The organism is Paenibacillus sp. LT-B23 (assembly GCF_059417685.1).
The window spans coordinates 53186-72812 of record NZ_JBSQBM010000012.1 but is presented as its reverse complement, the minus strand read 5'-3'; the positions used below and the strand labels follow the sequence as shown (position 1 = coordinate 72812).

At 46.7% G+C, this 19627-nt stretch carries 19 protein-coding genes; 2 read left to right on the top strand and 17 right to left on the bottom strand.

Translation table 11 applies throughout. The features are described from left to right. Nucleotides 1–2: 2 nt before the first annotated feature. The 8 genes from ACWXW9_RS16230 to ACWXW9_RS16195 form a co-directional block, all read right to left on the bottom strand. Entirely contained in the window at nt 3–518 is a 516-nt protein-coding gene (locus ACWXW9_RS16230; RefSeq protein ID WP_494930239.1) for a methylated-DNA--[protein]-cysteine S-methyltransferase, read from the bottom strand. After that, on the bottom strand, nt 499–1104 hold the full coding sequence (locus ACWXW9_RS16225) for a bifunctional transcriptional activator/DNA repair enzyme AdaA (RefSeq protein ID WP_494930238.1): 606 nt from the start codon (nt 1102–1104) through the stop codon (nt 499–501). Before ACWXW9_RS16225 ends, ACWXW9_RS16230 begins: the two co-directional genes overlap by 20 nt. A gap of 160 nt (nt 1105–1264) precedes the next feature. Further along, complete coding sequence (locus ACWXW9_RS16220; protein ID WP_494930237.1) at nt 1265–2755, bottom strand: alanine/glycine:cation symporter family protein; 1491 nt, start codon at nt 2753–2755, stop codon at nt 1265–1267. Nucleotides 2756–2970: 215 nt separating this feature from the next. Further along, the gene (locus tag ACWXW9_RS16215; protein WP_494930236.1) at nt 2971–4860 is read right to left on the bottom strand and encodes a beta-glucoside-specific PTS transporter subunit IIABC; all 1890 of its coding nucleotides are present in this window, start codon (nt 4858–4860) and stop codon (nt 2971–2973) included. A 250-nt stretch (nt 4861–5110) separates the two neighbouring features. Then, nucleotides 5111–5941 carry a BglG family transcription antiterminator LicT gene (gene licT, locus ACWXW9_RS16210; RefSeq protein ID WP_149094648.1) on the bottom strand — a complete coding sequence of 277 codons (831 nt, stop codon included), beginning with the start codon at nt 5939–5941 and terminating at the stop codon, nt 5111–5113. 274 nt (nt 5942–6215) lie between these two features. Then, on the bottom strand, nt 6216–7655 hold the full coding sequence (locus ACWXW9_RS16205; protein WP_494930235.1) for a 6-phospho-beta-glucosidase: 1440 nt from the start codon (nt 7653–7655) through the stop codon (nt 6216–6218). Nucleotides 7656–7883: 228 nt separating this feature from the next. Further along, entirely contained in the window at nt 7884–8672 is a 789-nt protein-coding gene (locus tag ACWXW9_RS16200; RefSeq protein WP_494930234.1) for a TrmH family RNA methyltransferase, read from the bottom strand. A gap of 40 nt (nt 8673–8712) precedes the next feature. Beyond that, nucleotides 8713–9375, bottom strand: coding sequence for a potassium channel family protein (locus tag ACWXW9_RS16195; protein WP_494930233.1), 663 nt, complete (start codon nt 9373–9375; stop codon nt 8713–8715). 164 nt (nt 9376–9539) lie between these two features. On the opposite strand from ACWXW9_RS16195, the gene ACWXW9_RS16190 reads away from it, so the two are divergent. After that, nucleotides 9540–9773, top strand: a complete 234-nt coding sequence (locus ACWXW9_RS16190; RefSeq protein WP_044648543.1) for a small acid-soluble spore protein SspI — start codon at nt 9540–9542, stop codon at nt 9771–9773. A 146-nt stretch (nt 9774–9919) separates the two neighbouring features. Here ACWXW9_RS16190 and ACWXW9_RS16185 read toward each other — a convergent pair whose 3' ends face one another. From ACWXW9_RS16185 to ACWXW9_RS16175, 3 genes are all read right to left on the bottom strand, one after another. Beyond that, nucleotides 9920–11500, bottom strand: a complete 1581-nt coding sequence (locus tag ACWXW9_RS16185; RefSeq protein ID WP_014277971.1) for a peptide chain release factor 3 — start codon at nt 11498–11500, stop codon at nt 9920–9922. Between the two features lie 309 nt (nt 11501–11809). Further along, a complete protein-coding gene (gene zwf, locus ACWXW9_RS16180) occupies nt 11810–13366 on the bottom strand; it encodes a glucose-6-phosphate dehydrogenase (RefSeq protein WP_494930232.1) in 1557 nt (518 codons plus the stop codon). Between the two features lie 186 nt (nt 13367–13552). Beyond that, entirely contained in the window at nt 13553–14323 is a 771-nt protein-coding gene (locus ACWXW9_RS16175; RefSeq protein ID WP_494930231.1) for a YwmB family TATA-box binding protein, read from the bottom strand. Nucleotides 14324–14390: 67 nt separating this feature from the next. On the opposite strand from ACWXW9_RS16175, the gene ACWXW9_RS16170 reads away from it, so the two are divergent. Next, a complete protein-coding gene (locus ACWXW9_RS16170; protein ID WP_494930230.1) occupies nt 14391–15041 on the top strand; it encodes a hypothetical protein in 651 nt (216 codons plus the stop codon). Between the two features lie 146 nt (nt 15042–15187). On the opposite strand, the gene ACWXW9_RS16165 is transcribed toward ACWXW9_RS16170, so the two are convergent. The 6 genes from ACWXW9_RS16165 to ACWXW9_RS16140 all read right to left on the bottom strand — a co-directional run bounded on the left by ACWXW9_RS16165 (nt 15188) and on the right by ACWXW9_RS16140 (nt 19574). After that, nucleotides 15188–15838: a response regulator gene (locus ACWXW9_RS16165; RefSeq protein ID WP_025686553.1), complete on the bottom strand. Its 651-nt coding sequence runs from the start codon at nt 15836–15838 to the stop codon at nt 15188–15190. Beyond that, the gene (locus tag ACWXW9_RS16160; RefSeq protein ID WP_494930229.1) at nt 15816–16895 is read right to left on the bottom strand and encodes a sensor histidine kinase; all 1080 of its coding nucleotides are present in this window, start codon (nt 16893–16895) and stop codon (nt 15816–15818) included. The genes ACWXW9_RS16165 and ACWXW9_RS16160 overlap by 23 nt, the downstream gene beginning before the upstream one ends. A gap of 15 nt (nt 16896–16910) precedes the next feature. After that, the gene (gene liaF / locus ACWXW9_RS16155) at nt 16911–17558 is read right to left on the bottom strand and encodes a cell wall-active antibiotics response protein LiaF (RefSeq protein WP_494930228.1); all 648 of its coding nucleotides are present in this window, start codon (nt 17556–17558) and stop codon (nt 16911–16913) included. Between the two features lie 147 nt (nt 17559–17705). Next, nucleotides 17706–18410, bottom strand: a complete 705-nt coding sequence (locus ACWXW9_RS16150) for a PspA/IM30 family protein (RefSeq protein WP_494930227.1) — start codon at nt 18408–18410, stop codon at nt 17706–17708. Beyond that, nucleotides 18410–18898 carry a PspC domain-containing protein gene (locus ACWXW9_RS16145; protein WP_494930226.1) on the bottom strand — a complete coding sequence of 163 codons (489 nt, stop codon included), beginning with the start codon at nt 18896–18898 and terminating at the stop codon, nt 18410–18412. Before ACWXW9_RS16145 ends, ACWXW9_RS16150 begins: the two co-directional genes overlap by 1 nt. Before the next feature lie 7 nt (nt 18899–18905). Then, complete coding sequence (locus ACWXW9_RS16140) at nt 18906–19574, bottom strand: PspA/IM30 family protein (protein WP_494930225.1); 669 nt, start codon at nt 19572–19574, stop codon at nt 18906–18908. Between the last annotated feature and the right edge of the window lie 53 nt (nt 19575–19627).

Here is a 19627-nt window from a genome sequence, read left to right as displayed (position 1 = left end):
GGTTAACCTCTTTCGAGCTGCAAAAGCTTTACCTTCATATCCAAACCACCACGGTATCCGGTTAAAGCGCCATTTTTGCTGATAACCCGATGGCATGGGACGGTGACCAGAATCGGGTTAGCACCGATTGCAGCTCCCACCGCACGAACAGACGCGGGCTTCTGAATCGCGTTCGCAATGTCTGAGTAGGATTGTGTCTCTCCATACGGAATGTCACACAGTGCGTTCCAGACCGCCATTTGAAACGCAGTCCCCCGAAAGTCAAAAGGAACGGTAAAACTTGTGCGCTTCCCTTGAAAGTATTCAATAAGCTCTGTGGCATAGGGCTGTAAAACCTTATCCTCTTCAACTAATGGACTGCCGGGAAATCGACTCCCTGCCCACGAAGCCAATTCCTCTATAGGTTTATCGGGTGAGCCTACGTAACATAATCCATCCGATGTAGCTGCAATATATAAATTCCAATCCTCGTGGGTTAATAATGACCAATAGATTGTTTTAGGGGGTTGGGTTAACATGATGTATACCTCCATTTTGTAATTGTTCTGATTTAAGGTGGCGATATTGCAAAGGGGTGTAGCCTGTATTCTTTTTAAATAACGTAATAAAGTAAGGGGTATTGAACAAACCTACGCTCTCCCCTACTGCCGCAACGGACTTATCCGAGTCCATTAGCTGTTGCTTGGCATGCTCCAATCTGGTTTGCTGTATATATTCCATCGGGGTTATATCCATGACCCGCTTGAAGGTACGATGCAGATGGTACGGGCTCCCATGACTCATCTCTGCAAGCAGATGCAGCGTTAAATTTTCCTTATAGTTAGCATCCACATACTCTGTAACCAGCGCGATCCATTCATGATCAGGCAAGCGTTCCCCCGTCGGTTTACACCTTTTGCATGGTCGAAAATGCTCTGCTAAAGCCTGTTCTGCTGTTTTGAATAAGCGGATATTTTCTCTTTTGGGAGGACGGGATTTGCAGGAGGGGCGACAAAAAATTCCTGTTGTCTTCACAGCATAAAAAAATTCACCATCATAAGACTTGTCGTTCTCCACAATAGCTCTCCACTTCTCGTCAGTGATGGACAACTCAGATTTCTTCATTATATTCACCTCTCATTTGCAATGTGGCCTCCCACCTATCTATGTCTAAATTATAAACCAAACAGTGAACATATGTACCCCTCTTGGAATGTAAAGGCAAGATAACGAAAAAAAAATGACTCCATCGGAGCCACCTTTGATCTTACATGCCCATCTTCTTTTATGCTTGAAGCTTGTTCAGTTTAACTTTGATTTCCAACTCATCTGAGGGGTCTTTATATTCCTTTGACCAATAATCAGCATTTTTGATACCCGCCCTCTCTGGAACGAACACCGGGTCTAGCCCTTGCTTCCGCTGACGCTCGTAATCCTTGAGAAGAAGCAGAGCAGGCTTGGCCAGCAGGATCATGGCGATTAGATTCACCCAGAGCATAATACCGACCCCCATATCTCCCAGGGTCCAAGCCAGAGCCGACTCCTTGACGGCCGTTCCATAGAACGACGAAGCCAGAATAACCAACTTTAGCATGAACATTGGCCATTTGGCTTTTTTTTCGGCAACCAGATAGGCCATATTCGTTTCTGCGATGTAATAATAAGCAATAATGGTCGTAAACGCGAAAAAGAACAGCGTAATCGACAGCAAACTTGAACCAAAGCCCGGAAATACAGATTCGATAGCTGCCTGCGTATATTGGGTTCCCTCTTCAACACCGGGGAGATGTTGTACAATAAAATCGCCACCAGGTCCCTTCACGTTATACATACCTGTGAACAACACCATGAAAGCCGTAGACGTACAGACCAAAAAAGTATCTACATATACGGAAAATGCCTGTACCAGTCCTTGCTTTGCTGGATGGGAAACTTCTGCGGCAGCCGCCGGATGCGCACCCGACCCTTGTCCGGCTTCGTTGGAGTAAATGCCCCGTTTTACCCCCCAGGCAATCGCCGTCCCTGCCATACCGCCAAACACAGAATCCATGCCAAAGGCACTGCGAAAGATCAGTGAAAACACGCCCGGAAGCGCAGTAATGTTCGTAATCATAATATAGAAAGCGACAAGAATGTATCCAAGCGCCATAAACGGAATAACAACCTGAGCCACATTTGCAATCCTTTTGACACCACCAAAAATAATAAGCGCCAGCAGCACAACAACCAAGATCCCGGAAACCTTCATATCCATACCAAACGAACTGTGAAAAGCTACCGCAATCGAATTCGATTGGGTTCCCGGCATAAGCAGGCACATGGCAACCAACGCCGCGACAGCAAAAATAACGGCAAACCATTTTAAGCCCGTCCCTTTTTCGATATAAAAGGCAGGACCGCCCCGGTACTGACCATCACGTTTTACTTTATATACCTGAGCCAGTGCGGATTCAACAAACGCCGTAGCCGACCCAATAAAGGCCATCACCCACATCCAGAAAATCGCACCCGGTCCACCCATGCCAACGGCTAAGGCAATACCTGCAATATTCCCAGTCCCTACGCGCCCTGATAGCGCCATGGTAAAAGCCTGAAAGGAGGATACACCTGCCTCTGAGCTTTTACCTTTAAACACCAACCGAATCATCTCTTTAAAATGCCTGATTTGTAAAAATCGAGTCATAATCGAAAATAAAAGTCCCACTCCCAAACAGACATATACCACTGGACTGCTCCAAATGACACTACTTACGGCCTCGGCCCACTTATCCAACATCCTTGCATTTCCCCCTGGTAAATCGAATGATTTTATAGCCTGCGTTTTCAGAAATTTTGCATAATTACAAAAAAATTATAGAGTAGTTTTTATTACCGTACAAGTTAATTTAATTGACATATTGTCAATTAAATTAACTTTTTAGGCAGTATAAAACAAGAAAAAAGCTCTAAGGATCCGGGAAGGTGGACCCTCAGAGCTTATTTTTATGTCATTCAGGCAATGCCCTCTTTCTCATTGGTACCGCCGAACAGTTTTAAGAGCGGTTCCTGCACCCTTACCTGTCCTTTGGTGGTTGGAAGGATATCTGTATAATCGGAAGAATTCGTAACGATAATCGGTGTAATCGTAGGGTAGCCTGCTGCCCTGATCTGCTCAACGTCAAATTCGAGAAGCAGGTCCCCTGCTTTTACCTGGTCGCCTTCTTTGATATGGGAGGTAAAATGTTTACCGTCCAGCTTAACCGTATCTACTCCGACATGAATCAGAATTTCTGCGCCTTTGGGCGAAACAATCGCAAGCGCATGTTTTTTCTTGAACGCCACAGTAATCGTTCCGTCGAACGGGGCAACAACTCTGCCTGATGTCGGTTCGATGGCGAGGCCTTTACCCATAGCTTCCGACGCAAATGCAGGATCGGGAACTTCCGAGAGGGAGACAACGGTTCCTTCAATCGGACTAAATACCTCTTCGTTAGAAACATCTGTTGTATGAACTGTTTCTTTAGTCGAATTTTCGGGTGATTCTTCCGCTTCAACCGGATCTTCAAACCCTAAAATATAAGTCAGAATGGCCGAAACCAGAAACGATACCGAAATTCCTAAAATCAGTCCCGGGAAGCCTTGTCCGCCGGGGCCGTAGAAGATGGGCAAGGTTAGCAGTCCCGGCGCGCCGGAAGCGAATGCTTGCGTTCCAGCTTGGCCGATAATTGCACCACCGATAGCACCGCCGATAATACCTGCAATAAACGGACGTTTCAGCGGAAGCGTGACTCCATAGACGGCTGGTTCTGTGATACCGAACAATGCGGTAAGCGTAGCGGAACCCGCCAAGGTCTTCAACTTTTTATTTTTGGTTTTCAGCATAACACCGAACGCAGCGCCGGTTTGAGCGAAGATGGAAGCCGCAGCGGACGGCTTGATTCCGTCTCTACCGTTAACAGCAATGTTGTTAATAAACACAGGTACAAGGCCCCAGTGAACACCGAAAATAACGAGCAACTGCCAACAAGCACCGAGGACTGCTCCAGCCAGCAGCGGACTAAAGCTGAACGCAGCAACGAGCCCAGCAGCAATCCCGTTACCTACGTACACCCCGACTGGACCAAACACGATCAAGGTCAGAGGAAGCATAATTACAAGTAGAATCAAAGGTGTAATAAAGTTTTTGACGCTCTCATGGATCACTCGATTGCACCATTTTTCCAGCTTACTCATGACGATGACGGCTAAAATGATCGGAATAACGGTAGATGAATAACTCATCATAACAATAGGAATACCGAAAAAGTCCGTAGGTGTACTTTCCGTTTTTAGCGTGACGATGGACGGGTAAAGCAATCCCCCAGCAATAGTCAGGGCAACAAAGATGTTGCCTCCAAATTTCCGGGCTGTTGTAACCGCTAACAAGAGGGGGAGAAAATAAAACAAGCTGTCAGCTGCAGCATACAAAATCATGTAGGTAGTTTCTTTCGGCTGCAGCCAGCCAAGGTTGCTGGCGATCAGCAGCAGACCTTTCAGAATACCGGACCCAGCCATAACTCCGAGCAAAGGTGCAAAAATGCTGGAAATTACGTCGATTACGGCGCCAAATCCTTTGTTGCCCTTAGCTGGATGATCTTCTTTTCCAGTTTCATTCAAAATGTTGGATACTTTGCCGATTGCATTATATACCTCTGGTACTTTGTTGCCGACTACGACCTGGAACTGACCACCGCTCTGCTTCACCGTAATAATCCCGTCGGTTTTTTCCAGTTTTTCTTTGTCCGCTTTCGCCTCGTCCTTTAGCACAAAACGCAAGCGGGTGGCGCAGTGAACGAGTGATACCACATTTTTTTCACCACCTACCAGGTCAACAATTTCCTTAGCCAATTTTTCATAACTCATGCTAGACACCTCCATGTTTGAATGGGCATTTTACGTATTTAGGCGCACAAAAAACCTAAGCCTTGAAAAATGGTGGGCGCTTTTTGTCCCGCAATTTTTCATGACTTAGGTTTTGCCTGCATAACCAGTAACAATCCCAGTTAAAGCTTATTAAATTCCTGTTGTTCTCATAATATAATTAATCAACCATATCTGTCAATAAAAATATTTAGTCGTATGTTCTCTATCCTGTTTGCAGGAAAAGTCCAGCTTATCTGTTAACCACCCGCTCAATATGCACGGTCAGATACAGCTTTTCTTCGTTCGTCAATTCGTGGTTGTATTCTTTTTCCACAAAAGCTCCGATTTTCTCCGTGCAAGCAGCCGCATCTCTGTGCTTTTCCTTGATCATGTCATACAAATGATCGTAGTTGTTTTCGTAGTGATTCCCCTTAAACACACGCTGGGCGAAAAATTTCAGATGCGTAATAAAGCGGAAATAACTCAGAGAATCCTCGTCAAAATCGACCTTAAAATGATATTTCGCTATATTGATAATTTGCTGCATGAATTTTGTAATACTCATAGTGGTGATAACTTCCTCGTTCATTTCGGCATTCACGATGTGAATCGCGATAAAAGCCGCTTCGTCCACAGGCAGTTCAATATCGAGCTTTTGTTTAATTTGTTCCAGCGTTTTCAGACCGATCGCAAATTCTTCTTTGTACAACTGCTTGACTTCCCACAATAACGCGTTTTTGATCTCCAATCCTTCCTGGTATCTTTCAACGGCGAAATTGATGTGGTCAGTCAAGGAAACATAAATATTTTCGTTCAGCTTTTTATTCAAATTGTGCTTGGCGTCATTGATAATCTCTTCCACAATCACAATCAGTTCCAGTGGAACCTCACGCAGCAGCATTTTGAAGTTGTCGGACGTCTGCTTGTTTTTCAGGGCAAATACTTTCTGAATTCTGGTTTCGTCTACTTTATCTCCGGGCTTTTTCTTAAAAGCAACCCCACGGCCCATCACCACGAGCTCTGTACCGTCCGTCTGGTAGACGCTGATTACATTGTTGTTGATGACCTTTGCTATTTTCATCTAAATCCCCCCATATGCCAGCAAGAGCCACACTCCTATTCCATCCTGTTTATGGCAAACAAAAAAACCGAAGCTCAACAAATAAACAAGACTGTAAAATCCGCTTATTGGTGGCTTAGGTTTTGCCTGCCTTTGCAGTAACAATCCTAAAAAATGATGGAATTGCGTCAAGTATAGCCCGAAGACGAGAGATTGTCAACGCTTTCAACCAAGAAACAGAGACCGGAAATCCCCTTTACAATCGGGATATCCGATCTATTTTCTTATGAGATTCTTACTCGCCCAGATTCTCGCCATCGGAATGAATTACGTTTTTGTACCAGTGGAAGCTTTTCTTTTTAATCCGGTTCAGCGAGCCGTTGCCTTCGTTGTCCCGATCCACATAAATATAGCCGTAGCGTTTTTTCATCTCTCCAGAGGAAGCGCTGACGATGTCAATAGGACCCCAACTCGTATAACCGATAATCTCAACCCCATCCTGAAGAGCCTCGCCCATTTCCGCAATATGCCGCTTCAAATAGTCGATCCGGTAATCGTCGTTGACTTCTCCTTCAGGAGAAACCACGTCGTTGGCACCAAAGCCGTTTTCCACTACAAACAGAGGCTTTTGGTAGCGGTCGTGCAATTGGTTTGCCGTGATACGGAACCCCTTCGGATCAATCGTCCAGCCCCAATCGGACTTGTCCAGATACGGGTTGGATACGGAGCCAAACACATTGCCGCTCGTCATGTTTTTAACAACTTCCGGGTCTGTGCTGGTGGTTCGGCTGGAATAGTAGCTGAATCCGATATAGTCGACGGTATGATGCTTCAAAATTTCCGTGTCGTCAGACTCCATCTCGATTGTTAGTCCATGATCCTTGAAGAACCGCTTCGCATAACCTGGATATTCACCGCGTGACTGCACGTCGATGAAGAAGTAGGACTCGCGGTCTTTTTCCATTCCTTGATAAACATCTTCGGGATTGCACGTATACGGATAGAAGCTGCCGGCAGCCAGCATACAGCCAATTTTGGCATCTGGAATGATCTCGTGGCACGCTTTTACAGCCAGTGCACTTGCAACAAGCTGGTGATGTGTAGCCTGGTACTGAATTTGTTTGACGTTTTCACCTTTCTGGAAAACAAGCCCGGCTCCAATAAACGGCAAATGGAGCAGCATGTTAATTTCGTTGAACGTCATCCAGTATTTCACTTTATCCTTGTAACGGGCGAATACTGTTTTGGCATATGTTTCAAATAAAGCTACCAGTTTTCGGCTTCGCCAGCTTCCATATTTATCAATCAGATTTACCGGTACGTCAAAATGAGCGAGGGTAACCACTGGCTGGATGCCATGTTTAAGCAATTCGTCGAACAGATCATCGTAAAATTGTAACCCGGCTTCATTCGGCGTGGCGTCTTCTCCCGTTGGAAAAATACGGGCCCATGCAATGGAAACACGCAGCGCCTTGAAACCCATTTCCACAAATAACGCAATATCCTCGCGATAGCGATGGTAAAAATCAATCGCTTCGTGGGAAGGATAGAATTCGCCTTCCAGCGGAGTAAGCGAGGGAACATTCCCCTGCATGATACTTCTTCTCTTCTCTCCAGCCGGCAACAGATCCACCAGACTCAATCCTTTGCCGTCTTCCAGATAAGCACCCTCTGCCTGATTGGCAGCAAGAGCACCACCCCATAAAAAGTCTTTCGGAAAAATAAAGCTGGACATAAACGTTCTCCTTCCAAATGTGTGATGGGGAAAGCCGAAAGGGTTAAATGAAATAAAAAAACCCAAACTGGCCCAGATACACGCGTAGTGTAAACAAGCCGGTTCAGGTTATGCCCTAACGGTAACATCCCATGAAAAGGTTATACGTATTTGATGAAACTCTAACAAAGATTTGGGAACCTGTCAAATTGATTTGATGCTACAATCCATAAATAATAGTTATTTCCACTAGCTTCGCTGTCTCATCGCCTCAAAAAGCAGCACCGTGGAGGCCATCGCTGCGTTCAGCGATTCCGCCTGTCCCTGCATCGGAATGAACACCGATTCATCAACCATACGTGCGGTGGATGCAGAAATACCCTGCCCCTCGTTCCCAATGACGAGCCAAGCGGAAACACGCAAATTAACGGCATAGCATGACAGGCTTGCGTCCAGCGAAGTGCTGATCAGTCGGGCACCTTTGTTTTTGGCCTGTGGCAAAAGCTCCTCCAAACTGCCCTCAATCACGGGCAGGTGAAAAAGCGATCCCATCGTAGAGCGGATCGTCTTCGGATTGTACAGGTCGGCGCAGCCATGACCCAGAATGACGCCTGCGGCTCCCGCGGCGTCCGCACTACGGATGATGGTGCCTACATTGCCGGGGTCCTGTACCCCGTCCAGCACCATCACCAGCGCATCCGGCTGCTCCAGCAACGCCGGGAATGCGTCGCGCTCCTCCTTGCGCACGATAGCAAAGACGGACTGCGGTGTCTTCGTATCGGTGCATTTGGCAATGACCGCCGCCGACACGGGAACCCATTCCACCGGCTGGTCTGCTTGGTCCAGGCCATTTAGCTCGGCAGGAATGCCCTTGTCCAAATCATAGGCAACGCTTTCGACAACCGCGTTCGAACGCAATGCTTCCTGCACCAGATGAATGCCCTCGACGATATATTTATGCTGCCTGGTGCGATGCTTTTTTTCCAGCAGTTGTGCCCATTCCTTTACACGTGTATTGTTCGGTGAAATGATTTCCATTCGTTATCCGTCCGTTCCTTTATAAATAAATGATTTATCATCATACTGCAAAAGCCAGCTCTAGCTTGGTTAAATCATCCTTGTGGCCTACAATAACAAGTACATCCCCCGTCTCCAGCCGATCTTCAGCATAAGGGGAGATATTCATTTCCTGATCTCGGCGAATCGCCATCACATTACAGCCAAAACGAGCGCGTATATCAAGTTCCTTCAGATTTTTTCCTATCATGGAATCTGCGGCTTTTATCTCCAAAATACTATAATCCTTGGACAGCTCAATATAATCCAGAATATTCGGGGACGTCAAATGATGGGCTACTCGCAGCCCCATGTCCCGCTCAGGATAAACCACCTTATCCGCGCCTATCTTTTGCAGCACTTTCCCATGCAACTCATTTTGTGCTTTTACGATCAGAGCTGGCACGCCCATATCCTTGAGTATTAATGTGGTCAATATGCTTGCCTGTATATCTTCGCCAATTGCCACCACGATGACATCAAAATTGCGAATACCGAGCGCACGCAGCGCTTCCTCATCCGTTGAATCGGCAGATACCGCGTGGGTCACAATATTCGACATTTCCTGTGTGCGCTGCTCGTCCGAATCGATCGCCAGCACATCAAAGCCCATTTCGCTCAATGAAGTGGCAACACTGGAGCCAAAACGCCCCATACCAATTACTGCATACTGCTTCTTTGCCATTACTTCCTTACCTCCCGATCACCGTACTGTCCGTCATAGTATAGCATAACACGCCAAAAACATAAATTTGGTATGCTTATGCCAAATGCTTCTTCATGTATACCGGACAGCAGCCCAAGCCATAATACACCCGACAACAATTACAAACATACGGGAGGTACCACATGCCCATTACACTGGATTTACGACAAGCCATTGTTCACAAAGTTCACGGCAAATCAGAAGCTGATCTTACCGATATGATTATCGGGTCAGTGGATGGACCAGAGGCCGCTTTGCCCGGATTGGGTGTCATTCTTGAGGTGGCATGGAAGCACATGAACCAGACCCAGCAACAAGAGTTTGTCCACCTGGCACATGAGCAGCTTGATAAAATCAAGCCCGTCCCGCTAACCTAAGTCCTATCTTCAAACTTTTGTTCAACCCTGCTTCATCCTACCGCCCGTATACGAAAATAGTCCACTCGCCGTAACACTGAGTGGACTATTCGTTGTACAGATCAAATAACAGTTTTCATTCCTGTCCTGCTTATCAAATCCAAATCTTATGGAGCCATCTCCAAAAACTTGGCTGTAGGATTTTTCTCTATAGCGGTCCGCATCGCATACTCGTTTTCGAACAAGGCGACATAATTGCCCTTCTTGTCCTTCACCAGCGTAGAGTTAATACGGAATTTGCTTGGATCAATCTGATCATCCACAATCCAGCGTGCAAATTGGAACGGCATACGCTGAAGCTGTACATCAACTCCATATTCACCCTTCATGCGGTACTCAAATACTTCAAATTGCAGTTGGCCGACAACGCCCAGCAGCGTATCGTCAAAGCTTACCGTACGGAACACCTGGATCATACCTTCCTCGGTCAACTGGTCAATACCCTTTAGATACTGCTTGTGCTTCAAGGCATTTTTCACCGTTACCTTGGCAAAAATCTCAGGCGAGAAAGTCGGCAACTCATCAAATACAACCTCTCCACCTTGACTAAGTGAATCCCCAATACGGAAAATACCCGGATCAAACAAGCCGATAATATCGCCCGGGAAAGCTTCCTCCACAATATCGCGGTCCTGTGCGAGAAACTGCTGTGGTTGGGACAGCTTAATCTCCTTGCCCATCCGTACATGCTTAACACTCATCCCCCGTTGGAACTTTCCAGACACAATACGCAGGAATGCGATGCGGTCACGGTGAGCCGGGTTCATATTTGCTTGAATTTTAAATACGTAGCCGGTAAATTTCTCGTTCGTCGGCTCGATTTCCCCCGCTGTACTGCGACGCGGCTCCGGCTTGGGAGCAAGCTGAAGAAAGTTTTCCAGAAACGTTTGAACTCCAAAATTATTAATCGCACTACCGAAGAATACAGGCGTTAATTCCCCGCGCTGTACTTTCTCCATGTCAAAAGGGTCACCCGCAACATCGAGTAACTCCAGATCCTGACATAATTGGTCATGCAAATATTCACCCGCCATTTCGCGAATGATTGGATCATTGTAATCCTCCACTTTTTGTACCTTGATCGTGGAATGGTCATCTCCCTGAAACAGCTCGACCTGATTTTTGACACGGTCATAGACACCGCACAACTCACGTCCTGTACCAATTGGCCAGTTCATAGGCACCGAACGGATGCCGAGCACCTGCTCCAGCTCCTCCATCAGATCAAAAGGACTGCGTCCCTCACGGTCCAGCTTGTTAATGAAGGTGAAAATCGGAATTCCACGCTTGGCACACACCTGAAACAGCTTAATCGTTTGCGCTTCCACACCTTTCGCTACGTCAATCAGCATGACTGCACTATCCGCTGCTGTTAACGTACGATAAGTGTCTTCACTGAAATCCTGGTGACCCGGGGTGTCCAGAATGTTAATACGGTGCCCATTATAGTCAAATTGCATAACTGAGGATGTAACCGAAATCCCACGCTGCTTTTCAATCTCCATCCAGTCACTCGTCGCATGCTTGCTTGCTTTACGCGCTTTAACTGAACCGGCAAGACGAATCGCGCCCCCGAACAGCAGCAGCTTCTCCGTCAGTGTCGTTTTCCCCGCATCCGGGTGAGAAATAATCGCAAACGTGCGCCGTTTGTCGACTTCCTGTTGAAGTATATCCAGTGTTTTACTCATTTCACATATCCCTTCATGATCAAATCCATTGCGTTCCTGCTCAAGCTATTCATAAAAAGGCCATGATGCACGCCTGTTAACGTAAATTCATCGGTGCTATCGGTTTCTTTACCGTTAGATCCAGTATTCGGCGTACTCCGTTACCATATTCATTATAAATACGATCTATTTACATGTTTTATCCTGCCTTTAACGTATAATCAGTTGCAAACTGAAAACCTGAGACTAAGTTATTATAGCACACTCCGAACGCAAAGCATCCCCTTACATCCTGAACAGGACGTAGGGGGATGCTGAACAATATCAGGATTACTGAGTGCCGCCTACCCGCCAGATGACATTATCTTCATCCTGACCGCTGACCGGCCACCATTTGAAGCCATCTTGCTCCAGCAGCTTGTGAGCGCCTTCCGGTCCCCATGAGCCTGCAGGATAGGTTTCCAGCGTATCCGGGGCTTTTTGCCAAGCTTTGGCGATCCGATCCACAAATCTCCATGCTGTCGCAACCTCATCCCAACGCGTGAAGTACGTAGAGTCACCCTCAATTGCGTCCATCAACAACCGTTCATAAGCCTCCGGTGAGTTGATGCCGACCATACAGCTTTGACAGAAATCCATAGCCAGCGGTTCAATATCCGATTCCGAACCCGGCTTCTTGGCATTAATTTTAATGTAAATGCCCTCCATCGGATTCACCCGGATCACGAGCAAGTTCGGCTCCAGCTTATGCTTTTGACCAAGATACACGTTCGTAGGCATGCTCTTAAATTCCACAACGATCTCGGTTGTCTTTACAGGAAGACGTTTGCCGGTACGAATGTAGAACGGAACCCCTGCCCAACGGAAATTATCCACAAATACGCGTGAAGCAAAATAAGTCTCTGTGCTCGACTGTGGATCAACCTTGTCCTCTTCACGATACCCCGGCAACTGCTGACCGCGATAGCTTCCTTCCGTGTATTGACCGCGTACCACATTAGTCAGCACATCCTCTGCTGATTCAAAAGGACGCAGCGAACGCAGCACTTTCACCTTTTCATCACGGATATCCTCAGGTAGCAAACGGCTCGGTGGTTCCATTGCAATCATCGTCAGCATTTGCAGCATATGGTTCTGTCCCATATCCCGCAGAGCACCGGAATGATCGTAATAACCTCCGCGTTCCTCCACGCCCACGGTTTCACTAAGCGTAATTTGCACATTGGAAATATGCTTATTATTCCACAATGGTTCAAAGAAGGCGTTTGCGAAGCGGATCACTTCGATATTTTGCACCATTTCCTTACCAAGATAGTGATCAATCCGATAAATTTCTTCCTCTTCAAATACTTCGCGTATTTCAACATTCAGCTCTTGCGCAGATTCCAGGTTATAACCGAACGGCTTCTCAATGACAAGACGGTTCCAGCCCTTGCCATCCATCATACCGCCTTCTTTGAGACTCTTCGATACACTTCCAAATAGTTCAGGGGCCAAGGCCAAATAAAACAAACGGTTCCCCGGAATACTGAATTTCGTCTCTATGGTCTCCGTCTGCTGTCTCAGTTCATGAAATCCTTCGACATTGTTGATATCCAGTGATTTATATTCAAAATGCTCGGCAAATGCCTGCCATTCTTGATCATTTTCTGCCTTGTAGCGGCTAAACTCCTGTATCGAAGCGTACAGGTCATTACGGAATTCTACCTCTGTGCGAGGGCGTCTCGCTACGCCAATAACGGCAAAATCCTCACCAAGCTTCCCTTCGCGGTACAAGCTGTAGATCGCAGGAAAAAGCTTGCGGCGAGCCAAATCGCCCGTAGCACCAAAAATAAATAACACTGCGCCTTGCGTCACAACAGATTCATTATTAGGTATGTCAGCCATGAAGTACCTCATTCTTCCCATGACAAGATTCCGCTTCCACAACCCTCGAAATCCGCATGTAGTATTGTGTATATTTATACAAGATCATACTTGATTTTCGACAAACATGAAACTGAAGATTTGATGACATTTTAGCATATTCCGCATGGATAAGCTATCCGATGAATCATAAATTTACCTTATAAGTCAGTATTCTATCGTAATCAGCGGAAAACCGATCGTAATACGTGTATCCTGATGCTCCTCGTCTTCATGCACAGCCATCTGCATATGCACCAGATGCTCACCACTTTGAACCGCCAGAGGCAGCTTCGGTGCTTCATAGGATACAGCTACCGTCGTCGCATCTGTATATCTTTCTTTTGCCTTCATGGACAAGCTTTCTGCTACCTGTGTCTCTGTCAGCTTCATCAGTTGGTTAACGGGCTCATTTGAATGCAGCGAATGCTGAATGGACGTATTCCATACTGCTTTTACTCCCACAGTCGCCAATTGTGCAGCACAAAGCTTATGCAGCCGGATTAACTGCTCACGTCCTGCATTGTTACTCTCCAGTTGAACAACCGTATACCATTGACCAGCTAGCTGCTCCATCACGTTTAAGCGGATTTTCAGTTCTCCGCTACTGCCAACAGATCGATACACCGTGTGTCCATTTTCCTCAATCTTGCTTACGGCGGGAATATTCAGTTGATCGGCTATCCGGGCCGCCATGGCTGCCGGATCATCACCGTAAGAAGTCCAGTCACCTTGCCATTTCACAACCAGCTTATCCAGTGTACCAGGAGCCTGATCCGAGACGGTCAATACAGAGCGCAAATCCGTTTCTGCCTTGCGGGAATACGAGTCATATTCAATCGTTTGAAACGTCCCATAACGCCAGCCTACGAGTAACAGCACCGTTCCGAACACTGCAATAGCTACCATCCCTTTTTTTATAACCTCTGCTTTTAACATCGTCGTTCCTCCCGCTCCACAAGCATCCGATTCTTACAGGCACATTCTTGGCGCTTTTTCGGCTGGCTTGGAATCTATTAATCTATCAATAGCTTTCCCGTTGCCGGAGGTTTTATACACGCAAAACGCAGAAACCCACGTTTTAAAAATTATCGTTTACCTGCTGGGTGTTCGACCATACGTTATAGGCATCGTGAGAATAGACTATGATCACAACGTATCTTATACAGAAAGAGGTGAAATCATGTTTCCCATATATCCTGTAAATGAAGCCAATGTGGCACCTCATGGTGGACGATTGGTCTGTGCTGTTCTGCATGACGGAACACGACATGTTGGTATTCTCAGCGGGTGTGGCAAAGGCAAATTGATGTTAAACGGATATCCATCCTCCTTCTCCAACAGTCCCAATGCCGGAAACTATAATAACAAGGGAAAACAAGAAGCCAAGAAGATATCCTCTAAAAAGAAAAAACGAAACTCTAAAAACAAAGCACGATCCTCTGCCAAAATAAACAGCTTAATCAAACCTCGCAGTGAGCCCTTAAGTCCGTCCTTTCCCTATGACACAGGTGGATTTGCCGGAAATAGCTACGGTGGATATGGAAATGGTGGACCAGGCTATGGCCGCGGATATGGTAGTTATGGCGGATATGGATACGGAGCTGGACTTGTGCTGGATTTGGCCTTAATCGCCTTTCTGTTCTTACTTATTTAAATACCGTTTTCAAGAGCACAAAAAAACCGGAGAACTAATACAAGTCTCCGGTTCGTTGTATTCACCTATTTAAATGGTGGAACCTGTTCAACAGCGTAGAAGTGCTCCACTCTTTGGTATCCCATAGTATCAGTCCGTTTTGCACGCTACTCTGCTAATCCGTTTTTGTAGGCATAGATTGCCGCCTGTGTACGGTCCTCCACTCCCAGCTTGGCGAGAAGATTGGTGACATGGAATTTAACTGTCTTAATCCCGATGATCAGCTCATCCGCAATATCTTGATTGGATTTACCTTGTGCTAACAGCCGAAGCACTTCCATTTCACGATCCGTCAGTTCCGCATGCGCAGGCGCTTCAGCCTGTGGCTGTCGAAATCGGTTCATCATCTTGGAAGCAACCTGCGACTCCAGCACGGATTGTCCGCGTGCCGCTGCACGAATCGCATCCGCAACCTCGGATGCACGGGACGTTTTGAGCAGATAGCTGAACGCACCCGCTTCAATAACCGGATACATTTTCTCATCGTCCAAATAACTCGTCAGTACGATGACCTTCGTCTCTGGAAGCAGGCGTGTCACTTGGCGAGTCGTTTCGATTCCATCCATCCCGTCCATAACCAGATCCATTAAAATTACGTCCGGCTTGTACTCTGTAGCCAGTCGTATGCCTTCTTCCCCGCTCCCGGCCTCGCCTACCACTTCAATGCCATCTTCCGTGCCCAGCACCGCCGCCAGACCAATTCGTACCATTTCATGGTCGTCTACCAGCAGTACGCTAATCGGTAATTCCGTTTCCATGATCATCGTTCCTTCCGCTTTCATCATTTAAAACCGGCACCGATACCTCAATTCGTGTCCCTTTCCCCAGGGCCGTTATATATTGGATAGCTCCCCCAATCTCGCTGACACGCTCCTGCATCGTGGACAATCCATACGAAGTCTGCTTTTTCTCATCCAGCTCGAATCCAATTCCGTTATCCCTAATCGTTAACCGAACGGAATCCGTGCGTTGCACGATACGAATCTCCATACGGCTTGCTTTGGCATGACGCAACGTGTTGGACATCGCTTCCTGAACAATGCGAAACAAATGATTCTCAATGCCTTTAACCAACTGTACTCCGCTCTCCATCTCAAAATCAATCTCCATGGGAACCTTGGCCTGCAATTCCTGTATCAAATCACGTAATCCCTGCTCCAGCCGCTTGCCTTCCAGATAAACAGGCCGTAGATGAAGCAGCAACGCTCGCATTTCGGATTGCGCCACCGAGGACATTTCTTCAATCAATGCAACCTGACGCTGCGCCTTATCAAAATCCTTATCCAGCGTCCTGCCTACAGCCGTTGCCGTCATCGAAATCGCAAACAATTGCTGTGACACTGCATCATGTAGCTCCCTCGCCAATCGTTGTCTTTCCTCTACAATCGCGGTCACTCTGGCCTGTTCTGCCAGCTGTGCATTGTTGGTGGACAAGCGTTGTAAAGAAGTAACCTGCTCTTGCCATTTGTGCCCGATTCGCTCCAGTTGCTCACCCAGCCTGCCCAACTCATCATGACCCAGTGGCGGCAGCTCCCGAGCAGGGGTCCCCTTTTCCCACATCAGTAGTGTCTCCCGCAGCTTTTCCAGCCTGCTTTTGAAGCGGTAGCTCTCATAAAAACCGTATATTGCCCCGGTGCCAATTAGTACCATGACAACGGCTCCCGCAAATTTCAGTATCATTCCCCAGGTCGGGAACGACTTCACATAACCATATGTATACAGCATATAAATGACGACCGCGCCTACAATAACACACAGGAGGATACCTTCACCCATACTGCGGGTTACCATGTTGGACGTTTTTTTATGATTCATCCCGGCTCCTCCTGATCAATAAAATCGGACGCGCACATCGCCCGCCAAATACGAAACGACAAACTTCACTTTATATTCACTCTGCGCATAATTGGGTGACTTCCAAACCAGACGATTGAGCATACCCGCCTCATGATCACGGTCAAATTGAATCTGCCCGAACAACACGAACATTTCCACCTCTACACCGTAATTATCCGGTAGCGTGATATCGATATCACCGAAGATTCCCTGCAAAAATATAACGGGTTCACGTTCTTCCGGAAGTGCCAACGTTAAATCAGCATCTACATCCCCAACCACATGCCATATACTTGTGCTGCGCAGGCTCCACGGAACTTCGTCCCATTTATGATTGGATATAAAATTGTGCTTGAATAGAGAGCTTTGACCCTTATGCAGCTTTCTTGAACGTGAATAAAATGCAGCTAGCGACCCTATGGTTACTAGCACAAAAAGGAATAAATGATCAAGCACGAGTAGCCCTGCCCCGATTGCGAGCATTCTATAGCCTTTTTTGATTTTGGAATTACGAATCTTATATATTCCGGCCAACATCAGGATGAGTGCAATCACGGAGAGGAAGCCAATCCACTGACCGAATAAAATAATAATCCCGATTGCGATAACTGCCAATGCCAAGACTGATTTCCTTTTCTCCATGCTGCACCCCCTTTATTTATACAGGAAGGAAAAGCCATAGTGGCGCGACATTCCGCCATATGGCTTTTCCGAACCATACAGATTGAGCACTATAATTGACCAGTGTCCATTCCATACAGCATATCACAATGTCCTATTTTCGAGTAGTCAGTCCTTCTTTATATCTACTGGTTTAGCACCCGTTTGAATTTTGGATTTAAGCTGTTGAAGCTGCTCATCCACTTTGAACTGCTTTTCAGCCTCAGCCGGGTTGATATAAGCTTCCCCCGGAGCTTGACGGTAAGGGGCACGCAGCACGTCGGCTTCCGCTTCCAATTGCATAATTTTTTCTTCCATCCGGTGGAAGCCCAGCGAAGCAGACCCGCTTTCAATGGTATGCAGACTGTTAATCTGCGACAATTGCTTTTTCGCTTTAGCCATTTGTGCACGGGATACCAGCTCATTGCGCTTGTTGCGCATTTTGTAGAACTCATCTTTCATGTCGTGAAGCTGCTGCACCAATTCTTTGGCTTGAAGCTCGGCTTGTATGTGCAGGTCGCGGTATTCATCTTGTTTTTGTGTAAAATAGATCTTTTCGCCCAGCAGCTTGCGGGCTACTTCCTCCTGGCCGTTCCGCAATGCGGATTCTGCTTGTTGTTCACGCTCATTAGAAACTCTTACTGCTTCCTCCAAGCGCTGCTTCATGCGACGTTCATTTGCCATTTGCTTGGCAACCGTTACTTCTGCCTCGTGAATTTCCGCCTCCATATCGCGCAGATATTGGTTCAGCATAATAACCGGATCTTCCACTTTATCCAGCACTTCATTCACCGATGCTCTTGTCATATCCTTCACTCTTTTAAAAATTCCCATTATTTACGATCTCCCTTCTCGAATTGTTCTAATTTTTTACGTAACTCTGCCAGTTCTTTTTTCATTGCTTTTTTCTCGATATCTTCCATCATGGAATCCAGATCACCGTTGGGACCTGTGTTAAATTTGGATGAATAGCGGGCATCTTGGCCAAAAGATTGGCTTGGATTACTGTATGCTCCGCCCTGATTGTAGCCAGTTCCCGGTCCATACTGCGAACCAGTACTGTTCCCGCCATAATAGCGTGAGTCCTGTTGATTGTAAGGCCCGCTGTTGGGACCAAACCCTCCATCATAAGGAGATCTCGGCTCCTTGGAGATAACCAGCGCCGCAATCACATACAACATAAATGTGGTTCCTGCTGTTATAAAGAAACTGATCACAACCAGAATACGAATCCAAGTTGAGTCCATCCCTGTTGCATCAGAAAGACCGCCACATACACCTGTTAATACTCTATCCCGGTTTGATCGGTAAATTCGGGTCATAATCAACTTACTCCTTCCCGCTGTTGTTCAGCTTACTCTTCAGTCTCGCCCACTCTTGTTCGAGCAACGATCCACCGCCTTGGGCATCCAGCTGACTGCCTTCTCCCCGCCGCAAATCACGTAGACTCAGCGTTTCTGCTTCCATATCCGCTACTCGATCTTCCAAGCGGTTGAACATTCGGGGAACATTCCGTCCACCGTATGTACCTGCTCGTTCGTTCATCTGCTGCTGGAGTCTCAATGTTTGTACACGTGCCGCATAATACTGGCGCTTGCTATTTACCGTTTGATATTCCGTTTTTAAGGTATCTAGCTGTTGCTCCAACTCGCGTAGTGATTCACGGCTCTGCTCCCACAATTCTCTGTATTGTTCCTCTTTTTCCGCATACAACATTTTCTCCTGGAGGGCCAGCTTCGCAACATGCTCTTCATCAGCCTTTAAAGCCAGTAGCGCCTGTTCCTCCCGTTTAATCTGCATGGACACTGCGTGATCCAACTGTTGCTTCATCTGTCTTGTGTGCACTGCGTATTGCTGATGAAGCTTTTCCGCTTCTGCAATATCCTTGCGGGTGTTATACAAGAACTGGTCAATCAGTTGTATCGGATCTTGACTTTGTTCCAAATGCTCATTAAAGGTCGCTATGGTAATATCACGCATTCTACGAAAAACACTCATTTGCGTCTGCTCCTTTCACATTTCGTATTTTCATACTTTCGTTTCTGTAATTC

Coding starts and splice junctions, on each gene's coding strand:
- licT (WP_149094648.1), bottom strand. CDS start 5,941: ATGAAAATAGCAAAGGTCATCAACAACAATGTAATCAGCGTCTACCAG.
- liaF (WP_494930228.1), bottom strand. CDS start 17,558: ATGGAGAAAAGGAAATCAGTCTTGGCATTGGCAGTTATCGCAATCGGG.
- ACWXW9_RS16225 (WP_494930238.1), bottom strand. CDS start 1,104: ATGAAGAAATCTGAGTTGTCCATCACTGACGAGAAGTGGAGAGCTATT.
- ACWXW9_RS16200 (WP_494930234.1), bottom strand. CDS start 8,672: ATGGAAATCATTTCACCGAACAATACACGTGTAAAGGAATGGGCACAA.
- ACWXW9_RS16215 (WP_494930236.1), bottom strand. CDS start 4,860: ATGAGTTATGAAAAATTGGCTAAGGAAATTGTTGACCTGGTAGGTGGT.
- ACWXW9_RS16145 (WP_494930226.1), bottom strand. CDS start 18,898: ATGACCCGAATTTACCGATCAAACCGGGATAGAGTATTAACAGGTGTA.
- ACWXW9_RS16175 (WP_494930231.1), bottom strand. CDS start 14,323: ATGTTAAAAGCAGAGGTTATAAAAAAAGGGATGGTAGCTATTGCAGTG.
- ACWXW9_RS16205 (WP_494930235.1), bottom strand. CDS start 7,655: ATGTCCAGCTTTATTTTTCCGAAAGACTTTTTATGGGGTGGTGCTCTT.
- ACWXW9_RS16160 (WP_494930229.1), bottom strand. CDS start 16,895: ATGAATCATAAAAAAACGTCCAACATGGTAACCCGCAGTATGGGTGAA.
- zwf (WP_494930232.1), bottom strand. CDS start 13,366: ATGGCTGACATACCTAATAATGAATCTGTTGTGACGCAAGGCGCAGTG.
- ACWXW9_RS16140 (WP_494930225.1), bottom strand. CDS start 19,574: ATGAGTGTTTTTCGTAGAATGCGTGATATTACCATAGCGACCTTTAAT.
- ACWXW9_RS16165 (WP_025686553.1), bottom strand. CDS start 15,838: ATGGAAACGGAATTACCGATTAGCGTACTGCTGGTAGACGACCATGAA.
- ACWXW9_RS16150 (WP_494930227.1), bottom strand. CDS start 18,410: ATGGGAATTTTTAAAAGAGTGAAGGATATGACAAGAGCATCGGTGAAT.
- ACWXW9_RS16185 (WP_014277971.1), bottom strand. CDS start 11,500: ATGAGTAAAACACTGGATATACTTCAACAGGAAGTCGACAAACGGCGC.
- ACWXW9_RS16220 (WP_494930237.1), bottom strand. CDS start 2,755: ATGTTGGATAAGTGGGCCGAGGCCGTAAGTAGTGTCATTTGGAGCAGT.
- ACWXW9_RS16230 (WP_494930239.1), bottom strand. CDS start 518: ATGTTAACCCAACCCCCTAAAACAATCTATTGGTCATTATTAACCCAC.
- ACWXW9_RS16195 (WP_494930233.1), bottom strand. CDS start 9,375: ATGGCAAAGAAGCAGTATGCAGTAATTGGTATGGGGCGTTTTGGCTCC.
- ACWXW9_RS16190 (WP_044648543.1), top strand. CDS start 9,540: ATGCCCATTACACTGGATTTACGACAAGCCATTGTTCACAAAGTTCAC.